The 21426-nt window shown below is 62.6% G+C and carries 18 protein-coding genes; 8 read left to right on the plus strand and 10 right to left on the minus strand.

The genetic code is table 11. The features are described 5' to 3' along the window. Positions 1–158: 158 nt before the first annotated feature. On the plus strand, positions 159–1217 hold the full coding sequence (locus tag NDI72_RS05525) for a LacI family DNA-binding transcriptional regulator (protein ID WP_244974852.1): 1059 nt from the start codon (positions 159–161) through the stop codon (positions 1215–1217). Positions 1218–1273: 56 nt separating this feature from the next. Next, the gene (locus tag NDI72_RS05530; protein ID WP_283799880.1) at positions 1274–2629 is read left to right on the plus strand and encodes a GH1 family beta-glucosidase; all 1356 of its coding nucleotides are present in this window, start codon (positions 1274–1276) and stop codon (positions 2627–2629) included. A 17-nt stretch (positions 2630–2646) separates the two neighbouring features. Here NDI72_RS05530 and NDI72_RS05535 read toward each other — a convergent pair whose 3' ends face one another. Beyond that, positions 2647–3429, minus strand: a complete 783-nt coding sequence (locus NDI72_RS05535) for an SDR family oxidoreductase (RefSeq protein ID WP_283799881.1) — start codon at positions 3427–3429, stop codon at positions 2647–2649. Between the two features lie 365 nt (positions 3430–3794). Between NDI72_RS05535 and NDI72_RS05540 the strand changes: the two genes are divergently transcribed. From NDI72_RS05540 to NDI72_RS05565, 6 genes are all read left to right on the plus strand, one after another. Then, a complete protein-coding gene (locus tag NDI72_RS05540) occupies positions 3795–5333 on the plus strand; it encodes an OpgD/OpgG family glucan biosynthesis protein (protein WP_348645697.1) in 1539 nt (512 codons plus the stop codon). After that, on the plus strand, positions 5317–5472 hold the full coding sequence (locus tag NDI72_RS05545; RefSeq protein ID WP_162742196.1) for a hypothetical protein: 156 nt from the start codon (positions 5317–5319) through the stop codon (positions 5470–5472). The genes NDI72_RS05540 and NDI72_RS05545 overlap by 17 nt, the downstream gene beginning before the upstream one ends. 81 nt (positions 5473–5553) lie before the next feature. Further along, positions 5554–7350, plus strand: coding sequence for a glucans biosynthesis glucosyltransferase MdoH (gene mdoH / locus NDI72_RS05550; protein WP_283799882.1), 1797 nt, complete (start codon positions 5554–5556; stop codon positions 7348–7350). Between the two features lie 9 nt (positions 7351–7359). Continuing rightward, positions 7360–8538, plus strand: coding sequence for an OpgC family protein (locus tag NDI72_RS05555; RefSeq protein ID WP_283799883.1), 1179 nt, complete (start codon positions 7360–7362; stop codon positions 8536–8538). Positions 8539–8654: 116 nt separating this feature from the next. Next, the gene (locus tag NDI72_RS05560) at positions 8655–9200 is read left to right on the plus strand and encodes a hypothetical protein (protein ID WP_283799884.1); all 546 of its coding nucleotides are present in this window, start codon (positions 8655–8657) and stop codon (positions 9198–9200) included. Between the two features lie 91 nt (positions 9201–9291). Then, the gene (locus NDI72_RS05565; RefSeq protein ID WP_206547771.1) at positions 9292–9972 is read left to right on the plus strand and encodes an SH3 domain-containing protein; all 681 of its coding nucleotides are present in this window, start codon (positions 9292–9294) and stop codon (positions 9970–9972) included. Between the two features lie 67 nt (positions 9973–10039). Here the strand turns inward: NDI72_RS05565 and NDI72_RS05570 are convergent, their stop codons facing one another. The 9 genes from NDI72_RS05570 to NDI72_RS05610 all read right to left on the minus strand — a co-directional run bounded on the left by NDI72_RS05570 (position 10040) and on the right by NDI72_RS05610 (position 21350). Next, positions 10040–12037 carry an alpha/beta fold hydrolase gene (locus NDI72_RS05570; RefSeq protein WP_283799885.1) on the minus strand — a complete coding sequence of 666 codons (1998 nt, stop codon included), beginning with the start codon at positions 12035–12037 and terminating at the stop codon, positions 10040–10042. Between the two features lie 393 nt (positions 12038–12430). Beyond that, positions 12431–13027 (minus strand): dihydroxyacetone kinase subunit L, encoded by a 597-nt coding sequence (locus tag NDI72_RS05575; RefSeq protein ID WP_283799886.1) that lies wholly within the window; start codon positions 13025–13027, stop codon positions 12431–12433. A gap of 12 nt (positions 13028–13039) precedes the next feature. Then, positions 13040–14035, minus strand: coding sequence for a dihydroxyacetone kinase subunit DhaK (locus NDI72_RS05580; protein ID WP_283799887.1), 996 nt, complete (start codon positions 14033–14035; stop codon positions 13040–13042). 36 nt (positions 14036–14071) lie between these two features. After that, entirely contained in the window at positions 14072–15088 is a 1017-nt protein-coding gene (locus NDI72_RS05585; protein WP_283799888.1) for an ABC transporter permease, read from the minus strand. Continuing rightward, on the minus strand, positions 15085–16599 hold the full coding sequence (locus tag NDI72_RS05590; protein WP_283799889.1) for a sugar ABC transporter ATP-binding protein: 1515 nt from the start codon (positions 16597–16599) through the stop codon (positions 15085–15087). The genes NDI72_RS05585 and NDI72_RS05590 overlap by 4 nt, the downstream gene beginning before the upstream one ends. Before the next feature lie 152 nt (positions 16600–16751). After that, on the minus strand, positions 16752–17750 hold the full coding sequence (locus tag NDI72_RS05595) for an autoinducer 2 ABC transporter substrate-binding protein (protein WP_206544124.1): 999 nt from the start codon (positions 17748–17750) through the stop codon (positions 16752–16754). A gap of 56 nt (positions 17751–17806) precedes the next feature. Then, positions 17807–19321 (minus strand): FGGY-family carbohydrate kinase, encoded by a 1515-nt coding sequence (locus tag NDI72_RS05600; RefSeq protein ID WP_283799890.1) that lies wholly within the window; start codon positions 19319–19321, stop codon positions 17807–17809. Beyond that, entirely contained in the window at positions 19321–20421 is a 1101-nt protein-coding gene (locus NDI72_RS05605; RefSeq protein WP_283799891.1) for a M42 family metallopeptidase, read from the minus strand. Before NDI72_RS05605 ends, NDI72_RS05600 begins: the two co-directional genes overlap by 1 nt. Then, a complete protein-coding gene (locus tag NDI72_RS05610) occupies positions 20418–21350 on the minus strand; it encodes an ABC transporter permease (protein WP_222473999.1) in 933 nt (310 codons plus the stop codon). The genes NDI72_RS05605 and NDI72_RS05610 overlap by 4 nt, the downstream gene beginning before the upstream one ends. Positions 21351–21426 lie beyond the last annotated feature (76 nt).

Consider the following 21426-nt stretch of genomic DNA (forward strand, 5'->3'; position numbering starts at 1 on the left):
CAAGAGCGCCTTGCTGTCAGCGCGAAGATTCATGAAGAAAATTGGTTTCACCGCCGTATTGATATGAAAACGACCAATTGTCCGCCTGAAGGGCTTGATCTCCCCAAAACGCTGTGACACCAATTTTTTTTAAAGCGCTTTGAAGGAAAGGAACCGCCTTGGCTACCCGCAAAGCCATGAACCTGAAGATGCTGTCCGAGGCGCTTGGCCTGTCGCAGACCACCGTTTCGCGCGCGCTCAACGGCTTTCCGGAAGTGGCGGAGAAAACACGCGCCCGCGTGGTCGAGGCGGCGGAGCGGCTGAACTATCGCCCGAGCCCCAGCGCGGCAAGTCTGGCGACCGGCAAGTCACGCATGATCGGGCATGTGGTGAGCCTTTCCGAACACATCATGATCAATCCGCATTTCGCCGATTTCATCGCCGGGGCGGGCGAAATCTATGCGCAGAGCGGCTACGACATTCTCCTTCGGCTCGCGCCGCTGGAAGAGCAGGAGCGCATCTATCTGAACCTTGCCGAAGACCAGCGTGTGGATGGCGTGGTGGTTCATGGGCCGCTGACCGGCGACAGCCGCATCGGCATTCTGAATGCACTGGGAATGCCTTTCGTGGTTCATGGGCGCTGCGATGAGGAGGGGGCGGATTATTGCTGGATGGACGTCAACAACCGGCGGGCCTTCCATCGTGCGACGAAGTTTCTGCTGGATCTGGGACATGAGCGCATCGCGCTGATTAACGGTCTTGAGACGATGAACTTTGCCGAGCGGCGCAGGCAGGGCTATGAGGCGGCGCTGGCAGAGGCCGGCGTCGCACTTGACGAGCGCCTGCTTCACAGCGCCGATATGGTCGAGCCCTATGGCTATCAGGCGACGCGGGCGCTGATGGAACTGGATGAGCCGCCGACGGCCATTTTGGTGGCGAGTGTTCTGCCGGCCATGGGCGTAACGCGGGCGCTGGTCGATCTTGGCCTGCGGGCTGGCGAAGACGTTTCCGTGATCGCCTTTGACGACTGCCTGTCCTTTCTACAGTCGGGCTACAAGGGCAGCGCGCCGGACATTCCCTATTTCACGGCGGTTCGTTCCTCCATCCGGGAGGCGGGAAAACGGGTGGCGCAGTTACTTCTTGAGCGCATCGAGACCCCGGACGGGCCGCCTCTGAGCGAGCTCTGGGAGGCCGACTTCGTGATCGGCCAGACGACCGCACCGCCACGCCGCCGCTAAAGGGCGGAAACGGCATTTTCAGAAAGAACGGGTCCAGAAAGAACGGGGAGAGGCTGATGCCCGCCAACGGAATGGAAGCCATGGAGCTTGAATTCTCACGCGACGATTTCCCCGGGGATTTCGTCTTTGGCACGGCCACTTCGAGCTATCAGATCGAGGGCAGCCGGTTTGGCGGTTGCGGAACCTCGCACTGGGACACGTTTGCGGCAACGCCCGGCAACACGGTGCGCGGCGAGGATGGGGCCACGGCCTGCGATCACTATCACCGCTGGGAAAGCGATCTCGATCTGGTGCGTGACGCCGGGTTCGACTGCTATCGCTTCTCGATCTCCTGGTCGCGTGTGCTGCCGGATGGAAGGGGAGACGCCAATCCAGAGGGGCTCGATTTCTACGACCGCCTTGTCGATGGCATGCTGGAGCGCGGGCTGAAACCCTTCGCCACGCTCTATCACTGGGATCTGCCGGCGCCGCTTGCCGATCTGGGCGGCTGGCGCAATCGCGATATCGCCAGTTGGTTTGCCGATTATGCGGAACTGGTGATGAAGCGCATCGGAGATCGGGTGGCGACGGCGGCGACCATCAACGAGCCTTGGTGCGTGGCCTGGCTCAGCCATTTCATGGGCGCACATGCGCCGGGATTGCGCGACATTCGCGCCGCCGCCCGCGCCATGCACCACGTGCTTCTGGCGCATGGGCGGGCGACGCAGGCGATGCGCGCGCTCGGCATGGACAATCTTGGGCTGGTCACCAATTTCGAATACGCCGCTCCCGCCGATGACAGCGAGGCGGCGCGGAAGGCCGCCCGTCTTTACGACGGCATTTACAATCGCTGGTTCCTTGGCGGCGTGTTCGACGGAGCCTATCCCGAGGATGTTTTGGAAGGGCTCGGGCCTCACATGCCGCAGGGTTTTGAGAAGGACTTTGGCGTGATCGGCACGCCGGTCGACTGGCTGGGCATCAATTATTACACGCGCAAGCTGATCGCCCCGGACGGTTCAGGCCGGTTTCCGGCGCTGAAAGAGGTCGAGGGGCCGCTGCCCAAAACGTTCATGGACTGGGAGATCTATCCCGACGGCCTGCACCATTTCATCACATGGGCGCATGAGAACTACACGAAGGGTCTGCCGATTTATGTGACGGAAAACGGCATGGCCGCGCCGGACCGGCTGTCGGCCGGGCGGGTCGATGATCCCGCGCGCATCGATTTTCTGAACCGGCATCTCGCAGCTGTGCGGCGCGCCATGGATGAGGGCGCGCCGGTGAAGGGCTATATCGTCTGGTCGCTTCTGGACAATTACGAATGGGCGCTCGGCTATGAAAAGCGTTTCGGGCTTGTCCATGTGGACTTTGAAACGCTGGAGCGCACGCCCAAGGCATCATGGTATGCTCTTGGGCGTGCGCTGAAGCGCTAGGTCCTGACTCGAGGCGATCAGACTGAACGGGTCGCGCCGCCGTCGATGCGGACCTTGGTGCCCGTGACATAGGACGCACGTTCGGAAGCGAGGAAAACGGCCATGTTGGCGAATTCTTCGGGATCGCCGTAACGCCCCATGGGAATCGTGTCGGCGGCAGCAGCCGAAACCTCTTCCACCGGCTTGCCGGAGCGGTTTGCGGCGGCGGTGTCCAGTTCGACCACGCGCTGCGTGTGAATGCGGCCTGGCATGAGAACATTCACCGTCACGCCGTCGCGCGCAATTTCGGTGGCGAGCGTTTTGGACCAGCCGACAATGGCCGAGCGGATGCCGTTGGAAAGCGCCAGCATCGGAATCGGCTGTTCCACACCCGAAGAGGTGACGGTGAGAATGCGGCCCCATTTGCGCTCGCGCATTGGTGGCAGAAGACGCCCGGTCAGGTGGAAGACATTGGCCGCCATGGTCTCGAAATTGGAGATCCAGTCGCTGCGACCGGCATCGACAGCCGATGACGGGGGCGGGCCACCGGTGTTGTTCACAAGAATATCGACGCCGCCTTCGGCCAGAAGCCTGTCGGCGAGCTCATCGATGGCGGCAAGGTCTGAAATGTCGAGCGCGCAGGCTTCCACCGCGCCTGCGCCATCGGGCAGTTTGCCGGCCCAGGCCTCGATCTTGTCCTTGCTGCGCGCGGCGGCGATCACGGTTGCGCCTTCACGCGCCAGCCCTTCCGCGATGGCCGCGCCGAGGCCGCGACTTGCGCCGAGCACCAGCGCGCGCTTGTTGTTAAGTCCTAGATCCATTGACAAATTCCCCGGATTTCTGCGCCGCGGTTCGCCCTGACATGCCTGGGGTGCAGCGGCTTTTGGTGGGTTCTCTCACCCTGGGTGAGGTGGGGGATTGGGCACGATTCAGATGAGGATTGCAAGTCGGTATGGGACGCTGTAAAGCGATCCGCCGCTTGGCGCTGTCCCTTCAAATTTTGGTAACGCGCAGTCTTGGAATGTTATGTGCCCTGCCGAAACTAAACCGCAATTGATGCGTTGAAAGCGCGTGGTTTGTGCCGCGGCTTCACCCTGAGACTTTCTGCATACGAGTTCCATATATGGACCGACGATCCTTTCTTGTTTCCTGCCTGTCAGCCTCGCTGTTGGGCGCCTCCAGCTTGATGACAATCGCAACCTCTGCGCGCGCCGAAGACGTTGCCGCGCAAGGCGGCGGGGTGAAGAGCGGGGCGCAGCCCTTCTCCTTCGATGCGCTGACGGAGGCCATGAAGAACAAGGCTTCCCAACCTTTTGCAAAGGCCGGTTTCGAACTGCCGCAGCAGATCGCCGAACTGACCTACGATCAGCACCGTGCGATTCGGTTCCGCCCCGATCACGCATTGTGGCAGGGCGAGGCCCCATTTGAGCTTCAGGCCTTCCACATGGGTTGGCTCTTCAAGGAGCCGGTGCGCCTTTACGCCGTCGAGGGTGAGACGGCTGAACCGATCCTCTTCACCGGCCGCGATTTCGAGTATCGCAAACCGCTCGACCCGACCGCTTTTGAAGATCTGGTGATGGAAGGCGAGGCGGGTTTCCGTCTGCACTACCCGCTCAATGCGCCGGACGTGATGGACGAACTCGTCTCCTTCCTTGGCGCAAGCTATTTCCGCGCGCTCGGCCGCGACACGCTTTATGGCCTGTCGGCGCGTGGCCTTGCCATCGATACGGCGACCGCCAATGGCGAAGAGTTCCCGCGTTTCACCGATTTCTACATCGAGAAGCCGAATCGCCGCAGCAAGGAAGTGACCGTCTACGCGGCGATGGACAGCGAGAGCGTGACCGGCGCATACCGCTTCGTCATTTCGCCCGGCCGCAATACGGTGATGAATGTGACGGCGCGTCTTTTTGCGCGCAGGGATATCGGTCGTCTGGGCGTTGCGCCGATGACCTCCATGTTCCTGTTCGCCGAGAACAATGACAGCGCGTTCGACGATTATCGCGGTCAGGTGCATGACAGCGACGGGTTGAAGATCGTGCGTCAGGATGGCGATGAGCTCTGGCGCAATCTGAACAACCCGTCCGAGCTGGCGACATCCTTTTTCACCGAGGACAGCCCGCAGGCATTCGGCCTGTTCCAGCGCGACCGCGATTTCGCGAACTTCCAGGACGCCGGTGCGCACTATGAGGAGCGGCCTTCGCTTCTGGTCGAGCCGCTGGAATCGTGGGGACGCGGCAATGTCACACTGGTCGAGATCCCGACGGATCTCGAGGTGAACGACAACATTGTTGCTTTCTGGGTTCCCGAAAAGGCGGTGAAGGCCGGCGATGAGCTGGAATTCAACTACCGCCTGACCTGGGGCGCGATCGAAGAGCCAACCAACCGTTTTGCGCGCGTCATGGCGCTGCGCGGCGGCGAGGGCGGTGTCTCCGGCGTGAAGAACGAGGAAGGGCTGCGCAAGTTCGTTGTCGACTTTGACGGTGAGGTTTTGCGGAACCTTCCGGGTGACTCGAACATTGAAGCCGTTGTGAATGTCAGCCGTGGCGAGATCGCCCATTCCACCGTCTCCCGCATCGGGAGCAACGGGATGTGGCGGCTGGTGATCGACCTGAAGCCAAACGGCTCCGGGCCAGTGGAGATGAATGGTCATCTCAAGCTGGATGACAAACGGCTTTCGGAAATTTGGAGCTATCAGTGGAGAGAGACAGATGACGCACGTTCTTGAGACGGATAGCAGGCACGTGACGCTCGCACGCCATGCGCTGCCGGCAGCCCCCATGGCCATGCCCGATCAGGTGCTGGAGCGCCGCCGCGCCCGTCCGGCGCTTTTCTCGATGCTTCTGAAACGCTTCGCCTGGAAGTGACCCGACATGACGCGCATCGGCGCGGCATCGGTCCGGCCCTGCAATGATGTCGGCAATGATGCCGGCAATTATGAGTGAGTGATGGTCAGCGTAAGACGCGTTTTATCGATCCTGTTCTGCCTGCTTATGGCTGGCCTCGTCTCCTCGCTTGCCGTCGGCTATTTTTCCGCTGACGGCATCCAGTGGATCGACGCGGTCAGGATCGTGCTTCTGGCGGCCAGCACTGGCTGGCTCGCATGGGGCGCTGCCTATGCGTTCAACGGTCTTCTGAGCCTGCCGCTGAAGCGTGAAGACAAGACCTTTGAACTTGTGCCGACCAGCGCCCGCACGGCGGTTCTGGTCCCGGTCTACAATGAAGATCCGGTCAAGACCTTCTCGCATGTGGCGGCGATGATCGGCAGCCTGCATGCCCTTGGTGTGGCGGGCCGCTTTGACTTCGCCATCCTGTCGGATACGCGCGACCCCGAAGTGGCGGAAAAGGAAGAGCGCTGGTTCCAGCGGCTGCAGCTCGAATGCGGCGCGCATACCGACATCTTCTATCGCCGGCGTGAGCAGAACACCGGCAAGAAGGCCGGCAATGTCGCCGATTTCATCCGCACATCCGGCGCGCTCTACGAATACATGATCGTGCTCGATGCCGACAGCCTGATGGAAGGCGTGACCATGGCCGAGATGGTGCGGCGCATGGATGACGATCCACGGCTTGGCCTGCTGCAGACCCTGCCGAAGATCGTGCACGCACGCTCCTTCTTCGGTCGCGCCATGCAGTTTTCGACCGGCTATTATTCCCCGATCTACACGCGCGGCCTGGCCGCGTTGCAGGGCACGGCCGGTCCTTTCTGGGGCCACAATGCGATTGTGCGCACCCGCGCCTTTGCCCAGAGCTGCGGTCTGCCGGAGCTTTCGGGCCGTCCGCCCTTTGGCGGGCATATTCTCAGCCATGACTATGTCGAGGCCGCGCTTTTGACCCGCAATGGCTGGACCGTGCGTGTCGATCCCGATCTGACGGGCTCATATGAAGAGGGGCCGGACAATGTGGTGGACTTCGCCAAGCGCGACCGCCGCTGGTGCCAGGGCAATCTCCAGCATGGCCGCGTGATGGTGGCCCCGGGCCTGAAGCCGTGGAGCCGGTTCGTCTTCGTGCAGAACATCATGGCCTATGTGGCGTCGCCGCTCTGGGCGCTGTTCATCATCGCCTCCATTGCAGCCCCCACGCTGAAAGGCGTGCCGGACTATTTCCCGGAGCCCGGCCTCTCCGCGGTCTTTCCGCGCGTGGAGCAGGGGCTGGCGCTGACGCTTCTGGTCGGTGTGTTCGGCCTTCTGATCGGGCCCAAGCTTCTGATCGTGGCGCGCGGGGCGATCAGCGGTGTGAACGAGACTTTTGGCGGCACCGGCCGCGCGCTCCTGAACACGCTGACCGAGATCCTTTCGACGAGCCTGCTCGCACCGATCATGCTCATGTATCAGTGCCGCGCCGTGCTTGAGGTTTTCTTCGGCATGGATGGCGGCTGGCCGGCAACGGATCGCGAGGCGGGGTCCGTCAGCCTTTCGGAAGCCTGGTCTGCGAGCTGGTGGATCAGCGCGACGGGTCTGGTGACGCTGGGCCTTGCTTTCCAGTTTGCGCCTGAATATGTCGGCTGGCTGCTTCTTGTGGCAGGGCCACAGGTGTTTGCGCCGATCCTCATTCATGTGAGTTCGCGAAGCGCGCTGGGCACGGCCGAGGCGGGGCTGTTTGAAACCGCCGATGACCGCAACCCGTCTCCCGTCGTGCTGCGGCAGGAGGCCATTCTCGCGCATTGGCGCGGCGCCGAGGCGTCTGCGCCGGCATTCCGGCCGGTTCCTGAGCCGGCATTTGAAGCCGCCGACGCGGAGCGGTAAGGCCCAGCCATGAACGCACCCTTCGTTCCCGCAAGCGTTGGCCGAGACCAGCGCCTTGACGTGTTTCGCGGTCTCGCGCTGATCACGATCTTCATCAACCATGTGCCGGGCAATCTTTATGAGAACCTGACGTCGCGCAATTTCGGCTTTTCCGATGCGGCCGAGGCGTTCGTTCTCATGTCCGGGATTGCGGTTGGTCTTGCCTATTCGCGCGGTTTCCGCAGCGGTCCGTTCTTTGAGGCCTGCATGAAAGTGTGGCGGCGGGCCGGTGTGCTCTACGTCACGCACATCGTGACCTCGGTCATCGCCATCGGCATTGTGGCGGCCGGCGCGCTATATCTCGGCGTGTATGAGATGCTGACCCGTATCAATTTCGGCCCGCTGCTCGCAAAGCCGCTGGAGACCATGGTCGGGCTGCCGCTTCTCGGGCACCAGCTTGGCTATTTCAACATTCTGCCGCTCTATGCCGTGCTGCTGGTGATCTCGCCGCTCTACATCATGATTGGCCTGCGCAGTCCGCTGGCGCTGATCGGTGTTGCGGTGGGCGTGTGGCTGTTGGCGGGAACCTTCCGGCTCAACCTGCCCAATTACCCCAATCCCGGCGGCTGGTTCTTCAACCCTGTCGCCTGGCAGCTGATCTATGCCGTGGGCATTGCCGGCGGGCTCTCCATGATGGAAGGGCGCAAGCTGGTGCCTTACCGCGCATGGCTGTTCTGGCTCTGCACGGCCTTCCTCGTGTTCTCCTGCATCTGGGTGTCGCTCAGGGCAGGGGCGCTGCCGGGCCGCAAGATGCTGCCTTTCTTCATTGCCGGTTTCGACAAGACCTTCCTGTCGCTCCCGCGTCTTCTGCATGCGCTGGCGCTGGCCTATGTGCTGACCAATGTCGCCTGGGTTCTGCGCATCTTCCAGTGGCCGGTCTTCCGCCCCGTTGAGCTGATGGGCAAGAACGGGCTTGCCGTTTTCGCCACCGGTTCGGTTCTTGCAATCGTGCTTCAGGTGCTGAAGCTGCGCTATGAGTCCGATTTTGCGTCGGACGCTGCCCTGCTGGGCATTGGCATCGCCATCCAGTATGGCGTGGCGTGGTTCCTGTCGCAGCAGAAAGAAGCAAAGAAGGGCAGGAAGCGGGCCGCTGAAAACAGGTTCATGCCGGGCTCGCAGGAAAAGGAACGCCTCCGCGAAAGCGTGTGAACCCACGTATTCCCGCAGCAAGAAGCGGTGTTCCGTACCACTAATTACGCGGTCGCAGACGTTTTGCCGGCATTTTATACTCTCGGCAGGCGAGGGAAATTTGCGAGGGTATTTCCATGATGAAGCGACTTTTTGCATGCCTGTTCGTTGTCGGGCTCGCGGGGTGCCAGTCCGACACCCAGACATCACAACCCATGACGACCATGCAGCCTGCGGGCGGCGGGGCCGGTGTTTCCGATCTCGTTGGCGCACGGGGCGCTGGCGGTGAAACGCAGCTCATGGCGCGCGGTTACACGCTTTCCAGAACGCAGGGACTGACCGCCTATTGGTGGAACGCGGCCAGCGGAAACTGTGTACGGGTGGTGACCAGCGATGGACGCTATCAGAGCGTCGATCCGGTTGGTCCGACCGAATGCGGGCAGGCTTCGATGGCTGCGTCTGCACCGGCTGGCGGGCCGCCGGCAGACATTGCAGATCTGGTCGGCGCGCGGGGCGCTGGCGGTGAGACCCAGCTCATGGCGCGTGGCTACACGCTGGCCAGAACCCAGGGACTGACAGCCTATTGGTGGAAGGCGTCCACGGGCACATGCGCCCGGGTTGTCACGGCCGATGGCCGCTATCAGACGGTGGCGGCGGCCAGCGCCGCCGATTGCAGGGCCTGAAGCGACAGGGTTCGGTTGAGCAGCGGGGATCTGCCCGGTACCCTGAGGATCGGGTGACACGGTTTCTGTGCGCCGATAAAGGAGATCTGCAATGCGCATTCTGGGTTTTGTTCTTCTGGTTGCGGCGCTTGCCTGGTCGCCGGCGTCCGCGCAGGACCTCCGTGAGGTCCGGGTGCAGTTCGAGGCGGGTCGCTCCGGCACAACGATCAATGGCCGGATCAAGGGATATGAGATTGTCGATTACGTTCTGGGCGCAAGACGCGGCCAGCGCATTGCCATTGATCTCGGCACCGACAATCTGGCGAATTACTTCAACCTGCTGCCGGCTGGCAGCGAGACGGCCATTCACACGGGGTCGGTCGCCGGGAACGAATATACCGGTGTCCTGCCGGCCGATGGCGATTATCGCATCCGCGTCTACATGATGCGCAGTGCGGCCCGCCGCGATGAAGTGGCCAATTACCGGCTTTCCGTCGACATCGAAGCCGATGGTGCGGGACGCAGCGCCAATCCTGATTTTGCAGACGGTCTGAGCGGTGGTCCCGATTACTGGGCGGTGTCCGGTGTTGCGCGCAACGATCTCCTGAATGTGCGGACCGCGCCCGGCACGAAGTCCGCAGTGATCGGCCAGTTGGCCAATGGCGACCGGGTGCGCAACCTCGGCTGTCGCATGGTGGCCAAGTCCCGCTGGTGCCGCATCGGACTTGGCGGCGACCAGAGCATGACTGGCTGGGTCAATGGACGCTATCTGGTTGAAGCGGCCGGGCCTTAGCGCGGTTCATTCCCTTGTTCTGCGCATAAACGCCCTGTGAAGCGCCGGTGAATGAGATGCTGGCGCCTCACGGGTCCTGCGCTTGCGAAGCTTCTTCTACCCAGGGAGCAATGTAGAATGTCGGTCTGGCGCTTTCCGCACAGCTATTGTCCAGCTTGCGGCTCGGGTCGTTGATGAAAGCCACCCCCATATCCACGACGCAGGGCTGATAGACCACCGCGCCATGCCCGGCTTCGGGAATGATGAAGGACTGGCTGTTGCTCAGCGTCTCGGTGGCCAGCTGCGCCCAGCTTGCCGCGGTCTGCACATCCCATGTCGAGCCGATTGAGAGGGTTGGAATGTCGCTGACGACCGGGTCGTGAAACCCCTCACGCGGCTGCGGTTCGAAGAGTTCGCACACCGTGTAGAAATCCTGGGCCATCCTGTCCCAGCCTGATCGGATGATGCGCCCGTACTCAAGCCCGTCCGTTACCTCCCTGTAGCGCTCGAGGCTGTTGTAGGGCCGGTCTTCCTGGCAGGCGTAGATCCACAGGTGCGAGCTGCCGAGAATGTCCTTCTCCAGACGTGCTGTCGCGGCCCTGATGGCGTCGAAGGCCTTCTGCACCTCGCTATCCGACATTGCCGTGACCAGCGCCTGAAGTCGTTGCTGCGCCGCGCCATCGAAATACTGGCTGACAAAATTGCGCAGAAGATCCTTCGAGGGCGTTGCGTTCTGCATGGCGGCATAGTCGATCACCGCGGCCCGCAGGCGTTCCGGGTTGGTGGTAAGCGGGCCGATCGCCTTTGACATCTCTTCATCGAAAAGGGCTGCAAGAGGACCGAAGGTGCGGTCGCGCAACAGTGCGTCCTTGAGTTCCTGTATGGTCAGGTCGAGCGCGCTGTCGCTTGCTTTCAGCGCTTCCGCTTCGGCCAGCACGATGTTTACGAGACGCTCTTCTGCATCTGTCAGTTTCTTTGCTGCATTGCGGGCGTCTGTGGCGCCGGGCAGGGGAAAGCTCAGCTCTTTTTCGACAAGCATGGCCACCGTCGGCATCTCTTCGCCGCGCGCCATCTCATAGATCGCTGCGGGTATATAGGCCGTGTAGCTGCCCTGTCCGTACTGCCCGTTGCGCTTGCTGAGCAGGACGGAAACGATCTGCGGCGGCATGGTCGCGCCCTGAATCCGGACCTTGCCGGCAAGAGCGTTGTCATAGGCTTCGTTGAGCTTCTGGCCGAGGTCCGGATAAGCCCGGTTGCAGGCTTCGTCTGCCTTGCATTCCGCCAGGAAGGCGAGAATGGCCTCATGCTCCGGCACCGCAAGCGTGTCATAGAGATGGATCGCTGGCGGTGCGACGCCATCGATGATGACCGAGCGCAGTCCTTCCGGTGCGCTGCGCATGACTTCCAGTGAGAGTTTCGTGCCGTATGATATGCCGTAGAGATTGTAGGTTTCATATCCGAGCGTTTTCACCACCGCACGCACGTCGAGCGCATTCTGATAGGTGTTGAAGTTCTCAAGTCCGACGCCTGCTTCCTGCAGTTCCCGCACACAGTCCGCCACCAGTTTCGATGGCCGCACCGTATCCTCCTCGGTTTCGGTGGAGGTGATTGTCTCCTTGGCAATGTCGATCACATTGATGGTGAGTGCGTCATAGCAGGTGGTGGAACGCGCCGAGAGACCGGCGGCGCGCTGATCGAAGATCACGATGTCCCGCGTGTCACGCCAGGGATCGAATATCTCCGCGAATTTCCGTAGTCCGCCAAGCACCCCCGCTCCGGGACCGCCATGCAGATGCACGACGGGATCGGGGGCGGGATAGGAGGAATTGGAGCGCAGAACCGTAAAGACCAGATCAAGCGTTCCCGCTTCGGGCTGCGCGTGATCTTCGGGAACCGTCACCGTGCCACAGACGATGGTTTTGCCTTCGATCTCCGTTCTTCCAAGGGGGCGCGGGCATGGCGCAAGCGCGACCGGATAGGCCTTCTGTGCGCCACCTTCCATGATCGTTCGGAAATGCATGTCATCTGCTTCTCCGCTGGAGAGCGCGATGATCAGGGCGATAATCTGGTCGTACGACGTCGACATGCTAGCCTCCCATTTCTGCTGGCGCGTTATGCATTGCGGCTGAATGCGTGTTGTGCGTCCACACCTTGTTCGCGGGCATGCAGATCTGGCGAACCTGCCCGAAGTGCCGGTTATTGCTCATGGGGAAGGGGCGGTTATGGGCGAACAAAAGCACCATCGCCTTGATGGTAAATCGCCATGTCCGCTTAACAAAGCACATGCGCCCCTCAATGATCTGGTCTGTGGAATGAACCAGTCAGGAGGGGCAGTATGCCTGAATGGCGAAACCCGAGCCAGCACCACTATCGGATAGGGTGTTGCGGGGGCAGGCAGTTTTGCCTGTCGCCGGAAAACCGGCGGTGATGCGCACCGCCGGCATGTGGCTAGAGCGTTCCCGCTTTTCCTGGAATTGCTCTAGCCGTGTTTCAGCCCTTCGACGATGCGCAGAAAGGCCAGTTGGCCGGGGTCGGCCAGTCCTATGCTCTTCTCGCCGAACATACGGGCGCGGCCGAGCCTGTTGGGCTGGTTGCGGAACTGTTCAACGGCGTCGCCGGCGGCGGTGATGGCCGTGTCGACCATGGTTTCCGGCGCTGCGCCTTCGAGCGCCTCTGCGATGGCGTCGAGGCTGTCGAGCACCGTCTTGTCGCCGAGATTGCCTTTGCCGCGCGCCATCATGGCGTCGCGGGCGGCGGCGACGAGGCCCGGAATGTCGTCCGGCGCAATTTCCGTCTTTCCCTTCTCCAGCTTCGCGGCAGCCATGAAACCGGTGGCCAGCAGCGTTCCATAGGAGGATGACGAGACGCGCTGGAAGGCCTTGGCGACTGCAAAAAGCGCCATGCCCACATCGTCGGGAAGCTCGGTTTCTGCGGCTTCGGCAAACCCCTTGGAAACCGTGATGCCGAGATCGCCGTCACCGAGTGCGCCGTCGGCGCTGCACAGCTCCTCGCTGGCAGTCGCGGTTTGAGCGGCGATGCCGCGCAACGCTGTCGCGATGGTTGAACTGTCGATCATCGCGTCCTCTCCCTATACGCGCCAGAAAGCGCATTCTGCCGGGGCTTTGAGCAGGGTTTCAAGCTCTTCGTCCAGCTTGACGACCGTTATGGTCGCGCCCGTCATCTCCATGGAGGTCGCGTAGCGGCCAACCAGCGGCATCACGATCTCGACACCGAGCGCATCAAGCTTTTGCTTTGCGTGGCGGTAGAGAATGTAGAGCTCTTCGGCGGGCGTTGCGCCAAGCGAGTTCACGAGAATGGAAATACGGTCGCCCTTTGCCAGAGGCTGGTCGGCCATGAGGCGCTCCAGCATTTCTTCTGCAATTTCGTCGGCGGGTTTGATCGCGTCGCGCCAGATGCCGGGCTCGCCATGGATGCCCATGCCCATTTCCATTTCCGTCTCGCCGATCTCGAAGGTTGGCTTGCCTGCCTGCGGGATGGTGCAGGGCGTCAGCGCCATGCCGATGGAGCGGCAGGCATCAGCGGTTTTCCGGGCGATGCGGGTGACTTCATCCAGGTCGTCGCCGCGCTCGGCGGCAGCGCCTGCGATCTTGAAGGCATAGACCATGCCGGCCACGCCGCGCCGCTTCTCGGCCTCTTCCTTCGGGGCTGAAACCACATCGTCGGTCAGAAGCACGGTGGTGGTGCGGATGTCGTGTTCCATCTCGGCCATTTCGCCGGCCATGTCGAAATTCATGACATCGCCGCCGTAATTGCCATAAAGGCGCAGCACGCCCGCGCCGCCATCGGCCAGTCGGATCGCCTCGGCCATCTGCTCGGCGGAGGGGCTGGCGAACACGTCGCCAATGGCGCAGGCATCGAGCAGGCCGGTGCCCACATAGCCGGTGAAGATCGGGAGATGGCCGGAGCCGCCGCCCGTCACAATGCCGACCTTGCCCTTCTTCGCGCCCGCTGCCCGCGCAATCACGCGGCGCACCGGCTGCGCATAGGTTTCGGGATGGGCCGCGATCATGCCTTCGAGCATTTCATCGACATAGTCTGCGGGGTTGTTCAGGATCTTTTTCATGCCTTGTCCTCCAAGGGGGTGTGTTCAAGCCGGCGTTCAGGCTTCCAGCGGGCGCGCCATGCGCTGGCGGTGTTTTGCCAGACGGTCGAAGACGATGGGCAGGCCGGTGCCCACAATGATCAGACAGCCGATGACGAATTTCTGCCAGTAGGACGGAACCCCGGCCATCAGCAGCGTGGTGTTGATCATGGTGATCACGAACACCCCGAGAAGCGTGCCGAGCACGGTTCCGTGCCCGCCGGTGATGCGCGCCCCGCCCAGAACCACGGCGGCGATGACGTTAAGCTCCATGCCGACGAGATCGAACGGGTTGGCCATGCGCGAGAGCGTCACATGCGTCATGCCGGCAAGACCGGCAATCGCGCCGGCGATCACATAGATCAGCACCTTGACCCGCTTGATGCGGATGCCGATGCGCTGGGCTGCTTCTTCCGAACCGCCGATTGCGTAGACCTTCCGCCCGAACAGGGTGAAGTTCATGATGATGGCGAGCGCAATGGTGACCGCCACGAGCACGAGGAAGGAGGCGGGAAGCGACACCATCTGGCCGACCGCGTTCTCGATGCGGATGAGGATGGTGCGGGAGAAATTGATCACTTCACGCGGCACCGAGGTGATGTAGGTGGTGCCAAGGAAGGTGAGCAGCGCGCCGCGGAAGAAGGAAAGCGTGCCGAGCGTGACGATCAGCGTGTTGAGGCCCAGACCGCCGATGAGCAGGCCGTTGACGAGCCCGAGCCCCGCGCCAATGGCGGCGGCGATGACGAAATAGGCGATGATCGGCAGGTCGAGATCGATGCCCAGCACGATCTTCATGGTCGCATACATGGCGAAGGCGCCGATGGCGGTGTGCGAGACATCTATGCCGCCGGAGGCCAGGACCATCATCACGCCCAGCGCAAAAATGCCGGTCACCAGCCCGTTGCGGGCAAGGTCGATCAGCGTGGAGGGCGTGAAGAAGGCCGGGTTCAGCAGGCCGAGAACGACTGCGAAAAGCAGCGCGACGAGGAACACGATGCCCTGCGGGGTTGCAAAGATGCGGGCAAGCGCGTTCATGTCCGGTCCTCCCTGATGACTTCGTTGTAGAGTGTGTCTTCGTCCACCGTCGCGGCGTCGAAGCCTGCGGTGATGCGCCCGCGCACCATCACCAAAATGCGGTCGGACAAAGCGATGGCCTCGGCGATGTCGTCAGTGACGACCATGACCGCCGTGCCGCTGCGGCTGAGCGAAACGAGCAGTTCGTGGATCTCGCGTTTGGATCCCACATCGACGCCGACCGTCGGGCCGTTGAGAATGAGAAGCCGGGGATCGATCTCCATCCAGCGCGCCAGCACGACGCGCTGCTGGTTGCCGCCCGAAAGCGTCGCCACGGCGGGTGTTACGTCAGGCGTCTTGATCCGCAGGTTCTTCACCGCGTCGCGTGCCCGCTGCAACAGGCTTGCGGCGCTGACGATGCCGAAATGAGTCGACTTTTCCAGGCTGGAGACGGTGATGTTGTCGCGGATCGACTGGTTGAGGAAGAGCCCTTCCGTCAGCCGGTCTTCCGGCACATAGGCGATGCCCCGCTCGATGGCGTCGTGCTGGCTTTTGAAGGTGACGGCCTCGCCATCGATCTCGATGCGCCCGGCATCCGGCTTCATGTAGCCGAACAGGGTCTGGGCGAGTTCGGTGCGGCCGGAGCCGAGAAGGCCGACCACGGAGACGATCTCGCCCGGACGCAGCTCCAGATCGACATCGACGAAATTGCCGCGACGGCCGAGGCCGCTGGCGGCGAGGAACGGGCGCTGGACCGGGCTTTCTTCGCGCGGCAGTCGCTGACTGTCCACGGAACGGCCAGTCATGGCCTCGACCAGGCGCTCGGTATCGAATTCGCCGATGGGGCCTTCCACCACCACGGAGCCATCGCGCAGCACGGTGACCGTGTCGCAGACGGCGAAAACCTCTTCGATCTTGTGGCTGACGAACAGGAAGGAAACGCCTTCCTTCTTCAGTGCGCCGACGATCTCGAGAAGATGGGCGACCTCGCTGCGGGTCAGCGCGGTGGTCGGCTCATCCATGACGATGATGCGCGCCCTGTTGGCGAGCGCGCGGGCGATGGCGACGAGCTGTTTGGACGCGACGGGGAGGAGTTCGACCGGCGTGTCGGGGTCGATCTCCACCTGCATGCGCTTCAGCGTGTCGATGGCCAGCCTGCGGCGCGCGCTGCGTTTGTGCAGCACGTCTGCGGAGGTAACCGAGGTCAGGAAGCCGATGTTTTCGCAGACGCTCAGATTGGGAAACAGTGAAAAGTCCTGATAGATGACCGAAAGGCCGGCGGTGATGGCGCCCATCGGGTCGTTGCCCAACTGGCGGCCGTTCAGCGAAACCTGGCCTGCGTCCGCGCTCACCACGCCTGACAGGATCTTGATCAGTGTCGATTTGCCCGAGCCGTTCTCGCCGGCCAGACAGCGCACCTCACCGGTGCTCAGTTCGAGATTGACGTCTTCGAGCACGCGCACCGGCCCGTAGGCCTTGCGGATGTCCCGCATCTGCAGGATGGGCGTGCTTCCGCTCGCTTCGTCGTTCATGGGAAATCTCTGTTGTTCAGGCAAGGCCGCCGGGCGCACAAGGCCCGGCGGCGGTTGGATCGAGAGGCGCGCAGACGGCTGCCGGTCCTGATGCCAGGACCGCAGGCGGGCTCCATGCGTCTCTCGTTTCCGGTCACGTCAACACGCTACGATCAGAAGTCGTATTCGCTCATGTTGTCCGTGGTGACATCGACCCAGGCCTGGCCGTAGAGCACCTTGCCGTCGAGCTTGATGGCGTTGTAGCCCTCGACGCCGAGGTCCATGCCGTCGGTGATCTCTTCACCTGCGATGGCCATGGAAGCGACCTTGTTCATGGCGATGCCTGCCTTCGCGGGATCCCAGAAGGAGATCATCTCGATGGCGCCGGTCTCCAGATAAGGGCCGGCAACCGAAACGAGGCTGGTGCCGACGATCTTGACCTTGCCGTCGAGACCGGCTTCTTCAACGGCCAGAGCCGCACCCACGACATCTTCGCCTGCCGAGCCCTGAATGCCCTTCAGGTTCGGATAGGTGCGCAGAAGCTCCTTGGTCTTCTGGTAGGCGGTCTGCTGCTGCTCGTTGCTCTCCAGCTTGTCGGTGACAAGCGTCATGTTCGGGTATTTTTCTTTCTGGTACTCGATGGCGGCGTCGACCCATTCATTGTGGGTCTTGGCGGTCAGATGGCCGACGAACACGGCATATTCGCCTTCGCCGCCCATGGCCTGTGCGAGCGCTTCCATCAGGTGACGGCCATAGGCCGCATTGTCGAAGGCTTCCACGTCATAGGTGATGTTCTGGAGGCTGGACGCCTCGTGGCCGATGACCTTGATGCCGGCGTCGAGCGCCTTGCCGAGAACCGGTTCCAGAGCCTCCGGCGAATTCGGCACGACGGTGATGGCGTCGACCTTCTTGGCGATCAGGTCTTCGATCATCTGCACCTGCAGCGCCGCGTCGGCGGAAGCCGGTCCAACCTGCGTTGCATCGTGGCCGGTTTCTGCGGCGTATTCATTGACGCCGTCTTCCATGCGGTTGAACCAGGCGATGCCCGAAAGCTTCACCACCGTCACGATGGAGTGCTTGGCATCCTGCGCGTGCGTAACGGCGCCGGCCCCGACGATCAGCGCGGCGCCGAGCGCCACGCCGGCGGTCAGTTTCCTCAAATTCAAAGCCATGTTTTCCTCCTCTTGATACACTTCCAGTGCGCCCCGTCGGCCGGGATGGCCGTCAGTCAGGCTTCATCGGACGTCCGCTGTTCCGCTCCCCTCATCAGATCGCTGTTGCGGGCGTACAATTCCTTGAATGTGCGATAGCGCGCGTCATAGACGGCGCGGTTCTCCTCCTGCGGCGCGATGCGCCGCTCCATCGGGTTCCAGCGCCGGATGTCGTCGCGCCCGGCCGCTCCCACGGCGACGGCTGCGAGAAATGCGTTGCCGAATGCTGCGCCGACCGTGTTGGCCGCCACGTCCTGTGTCTTGCCGCTCGCATCCGAGATGGCCTGCGACCAGACGGCGTTCTTGGTGCCGCCGCCGACGGCGGCGATGCGCTCGATCGCTGCGCCGGCACCCTCATAGGTCTCGATCACCGACGTCACGCCATAGGCGATGCCCTCGAGGAAACCGCGATAGAGGTCTGCCCGCGTGTGGGTGAGGTCGAGGCCGAAAATGACGCCGCGCGCATGGGGATCGTGGATCGGCGTGCGTTCGCCGGAGAAATAGGGCAGGACCACGATGCCATTTGCGCCGACCGGCGCGCCCTGCGCCTCTTCGGCGAGCAGCCGCAGCGCCTCTTCGGCGTCCAGCTCGCGGGCGAACTGTTCCTGAAACCAGCGGGTGAGCGTGCCGCTGGTGGAGGTGCCGGACATGCAGGCGTGCTGTCCCTCGAAAAGCCATGGCGCATACCACAGCCGCCCATCCTCCACGCGGTGATCCGTAACGAGGATGATGAACATGGTCGAGCCATACATCATCATCATTTCGCCGGTTCCCAGAACACCGACGCTGACGGCCTCCGCCGCCGCATCGATGGTGCCTGCGGTGACCGGCGTGCCGGGCGCAAGCCCGGTTTCCTTCGCCGCCTGTTCCGTGACATGGCCCGCAATCTCGGTGCTCCAGAGAAGCTCCGGAAGACGCTCGGGCGCGATGATGCGGTCGGCGTAACGGTCGCTCCACCGGTTGGCCTGGATGTCGTAGAGCGGGCTTGAGGAAGACGCGGAATAATGATCGATGACGAAGCGTCCCGTCAGCCGGTGCACCAGGAAGGATGAGGAGTTCATCACCTTGTGGGTGCGGGCATAAAGCTCGGGCCGGTTCTTCTTCAGCCACAGGATCTTGGGGCCGACCGACTGGGAGGTGAGGGTGTTGCCGCATTCGGCAAGCAGCGTCTCCTCGCCGATCTCCGCGGTCAGTTCCTCGATCTCCTCGGAAGCGCGGGTGTCGACGCCATAGAGCACGGCGTTCATCAGCGGCTTGCCGTCTTCATCGACCGGCAGCATGCAGGGGCCGATACCGCTTGCCGCCACGGCCTTGATGTCGCCGGGGGCGATGCCGGTGGTGGCGATCAGTTCTTTGCTTATGGCGCAGAACTCGCCCCACCAGTCTTTCTCGGCGTCATGTTCGGCCCAGCCGGGCTGCGGCACGATCATATCGTGCCGTCGCTTTGCCGTGGCCAGAATGCGTCCCTGACCGTCGGCCAGAACGCCCTTTGTTTCGAAGGTTCCGATGTCGATGCCGAGGTAGCAATCCATCAGGTGTAGTCATCCCGGTTGAGGCTGAAACCGGCGTCGACCCGGCGGATCGCGGCGATCAGCAGTTTCGTGAGGGCTTCCAGATCGCGCAGGTCGCACATTTCAAGCGAGGTGTGCGTGTAGCGGCAGGGGAAGCACATATCGATACAGGCCACGCCCTCATTGACGAGCTGAACATAGGAGGAATCGGTCAGTGCACCCGTGTGGGCCGTGCGCTGGAGATTGATCCCCTCGGATGAAGCCGTGTCGGAGAAGAGCTTTGGCAGGGCAGGGTGCGGGATCGTGCCGTTCAGCGTGCCGCGTCCGTGGAACGAGTAGAGGCTCATCGCCGGGCCGTTGCCGAGCGCGACTTCACCGCGCTGGGTCATGTCGGGCGTGTCGGCGTTGAGCGCCAGATCGAGCTGGATGGCAATGTCGGGGTTGATCGCGCGGGCCGCGACCATTGCGCCCTGAAGATTGAACTCCTCCAGCACGGCGAAGACGAAATGCACCGTTGGGCGCGGGCCTTCAGCGGCGAGTGCGCGGGCGACCTCGACGATGACGGCACAGCCCGCGCGGTCATCGACCGAAGTGCCGATCAGGCGGTTTTCATTGAGTTCAATGACGCGCGGGTCATAGACCACCGGCGTGCCGATCTCGATGCCCAGCGCCTTGACGCCCTCGGCGTCTTCCGCGCCCACATCGATGAACACTTCCTGATAGGGCGTGACCTTGTATTTCTCTTCCGGCGGCGTGGCGTGATGGCTCTTGTTGGCAATGACGCCCTGCACATCGCGGCCCTCGCCGACGCAGAACAGAACGGCCTGCGCGGGCAGGGCCTTTTCCGGGATGCCGCCCAGCCGCTCGATGCGCACCAGACCGTTATCCTCGATCTTGCGCACCATGAAGCCGAGCTGGTCGGTGTGGGCGAACAGCATGACGGAGGGTGCACCTTCGTCACCTTCCAGTGTGGCGATCAGATTGCCGAGGCGATCCGTGCGCATGGAAAGCGGCAGATCGGCGAGCTCTTTCTCGATGCGGCGGCGCACGCGGTCTTCATGCCCGGACAGGCCCGGTGTCAGCATCAGGGTTTTGAGCAGGGAGCGGAGACGCTCTTTCATGATTGGTGAGCCTTTCGTTTGAAGAACGCCTTCACATCGAAGGAACCGAAAGCCGCGCGATAGGACATGACCGCAATGAGCAGGCCGCCGAAGAAGAGGTCGCGGGAGAAGGCGCTGAAGGAGAGAATGTTGAGCCCGCTGGAGATGAACTGCAGGCAGATCACGGCCAGAGCCACGCCGGTGACGGTGCCGAAACCGCCGGCCGGGCTGACGCCGGCAAGGATGTTGATGAGGATGACGAGCAGCAGATAGGAGCTGCCATAGTCGGCATTGGCCGAGTTGACACGCGCCAGAACCACCAGACCGGCAAGTGCGGCGATAAAGCCGGCGATTGCGTAGATCTGGATGATCAGCTTCTTGCCGGGCACACCGGCGAAATCGGCGGCGACCGGGTTTGCGCCAAACAGGCGCAGACGCATGCCCACCGGCGTGCGGCGCAGAAGGAAGGCAAGGCCCGAGGCTACCAGTGCAAACAGCACAAGCGGAAGCGGGAGCACGCCGCCGATCGTCCAGTTGCCGAACGCCGTGTACCAGTCGGGAAGACCGGTGATGGCCGGGCCGCGCGTGATGATGATGCCGATGCCGGCGAAGAGCTGCATGCTGCCGAGCGTCGCGAGGATGGGCGGCAGCCGCAGATAGGCGATGAGAAAGCCGTTGAACGCGCCGCAGACGAGCCCCACGGCGAGACCGGCGGGGATGGCGAGCCATGCCACTTCCGGTCCGGCTTTCATGGTCACCGCGGCCACGATGGAGGCCAGATTGGCGATGGCGACGACCGAAAGGTCGATGCCACCGGAAATCATCGTCGGCAGGACTGCAAGGGACAGAAGCCCGAATTCGGGGAACTGGAAGCCCATGGATTTGAGGTTTGACGATGACAGGAATGTCGGACTGGCGATTGCAAGCGCAACGAATATCAGCGCCGTCAATATTCCCAGGCTCTTTAAGTGTGAGCCTGTGGTGTCCTGTCTTGCGTCCATGGTCTTCCTCCCCAGGTCCCGATGG

Source organism: Nitratireductor sp. GZWM139 (assembly GCF_030068685.1).
Taxonomy (GTDB): domain Bacteria; phylum Pseudomonadota; class Alphaproteobacteria; order Rhizobiales; family Rhizobiaceae; genus Nitratireductor; species Nitratireductor aquimarinus.

What these genes read in the sequence shown, in the direction of transcription:
- NDI72_RS05530 (WP_283799880.1), top strand. Translation starts at nt 1,274, where the DNA reads ATGCCCGCCAACGGAATGGAAGCCATGGAGCTTGAATTCTCACGCGAC.
- NDI72_RS05535 (WP_283799881.1), bottom strand. Translation starts at nt 3,429, where the DNA reads ATGGATCTAGGACTTAACAACAAGCGCGCGCTGGTGCTCGGCGCAAGT.
- NDI72_RS05540 (WP_348645697.1), top strand. Translation starts at nt 3,795, where the DNA reads ATGACAATCGCAACCTCTGCGCGCGCCGAAGACGTTGCCGCGCAAGGC.
- NDI72_RS05545 (WP_162742196.1), top strand. Translation starts at nt 5,317, where the DNA reads ATGACGCACGTTCTTGAGACGGATAGCAGGCACGTGACGCTCGCACGC.
- mdoH (WP_283799882.1), top strand. Translation starts at nt 5,554, where the DNA reads ATGGTCAGCGTAAGACGCGTTTTATCGATCCTGTTCTGCCTGCTTATG.
- NDI72_RS05555 (WP_283799883.1), top strand. Translation starts at nt 7,360, where the DNA reads ATGAACGCACCCTTCGTTCCCGCAAGCGTTGGCCGAGACCAGCGCCTT.
- NDI72_RS05560 (WP_283799884.1), top strand. Translation starts at nt 8,655, where the DNA reads ATGATGAAGCGACTTTTTGCATGCCTGTTCGTTGTCGGGCTCGCGGGG.
- NDI72_RS05565 (WP_206547771.1), top strand. Translation starts at nt 9,292, where the DNA reads ATGCGCATTCTGGGTTTTGTTCTTCTGGTTGCGGCGCTTGCCTGGTCG.
- NDI72_RS05570 (WP_283799885.1), bottom strand. Translation starts at nt 12,037, where the DNA reads ATGTCGACGTCGTACGACCAGATTATCGCCCTGATCATCGCGCTCTCC.
- NDI72_RS05575 (WP_283799886.1), bottom strand. Translation starts at nt 13,027, where the DNA reads ATGATCGACAGTTCAACCATCGCGACAGCGTTGCGCGGCATCGCCGCT.
- NDI72_RS05580 (WP_283799887.1), bottom strand. Translation starts at nt 14,035, where the DNA reads ATGAAAAAGATCCTGAACAACCCCGCAGACTATGTCGATGAAATGCTC.
- NDI72_RS05585 (WP_283799888.1), bottom strand. Translation starts at nt 15,088, where the DNA reads ATGAACGCGCTTGCCCGCATCTTTGCAACCCCGCAGGGCATCGTGTTC.
- NDI72_RS05590 (WP_283799889.1), bottom strand. Translation starts at nt 16,599, where the DNA reads ATGAACGACGAAGCGAGCGGAAGCACGCCCATCCTGCAGATGCGGGAC.
- NDI72_RS05595 (WP_206544124.1), bottom strand. Translation starts at nt 17,750, where the DNA reads ATGGCTTTGAATTTGAGGAAACTGACCGCCGGCGTGGCGCTCGGCGCC.
- NDI72_RS05600 (WP_283799890.1), bottom strand. Translation starts at nt 19,321, where the DNA reads ATGGATTGCTACCTCGGCATCGACATCGGAACCTTCGAAACAAAGGGC.
- NDI72_RS05605 (WP_283799891.1), bottom strand. Translation starts at nt 20,421, where the DNA reads ATGAAAGAGCGTCTCCGCTCCCTGCTCAAAACCCTGATGCTGACACCG.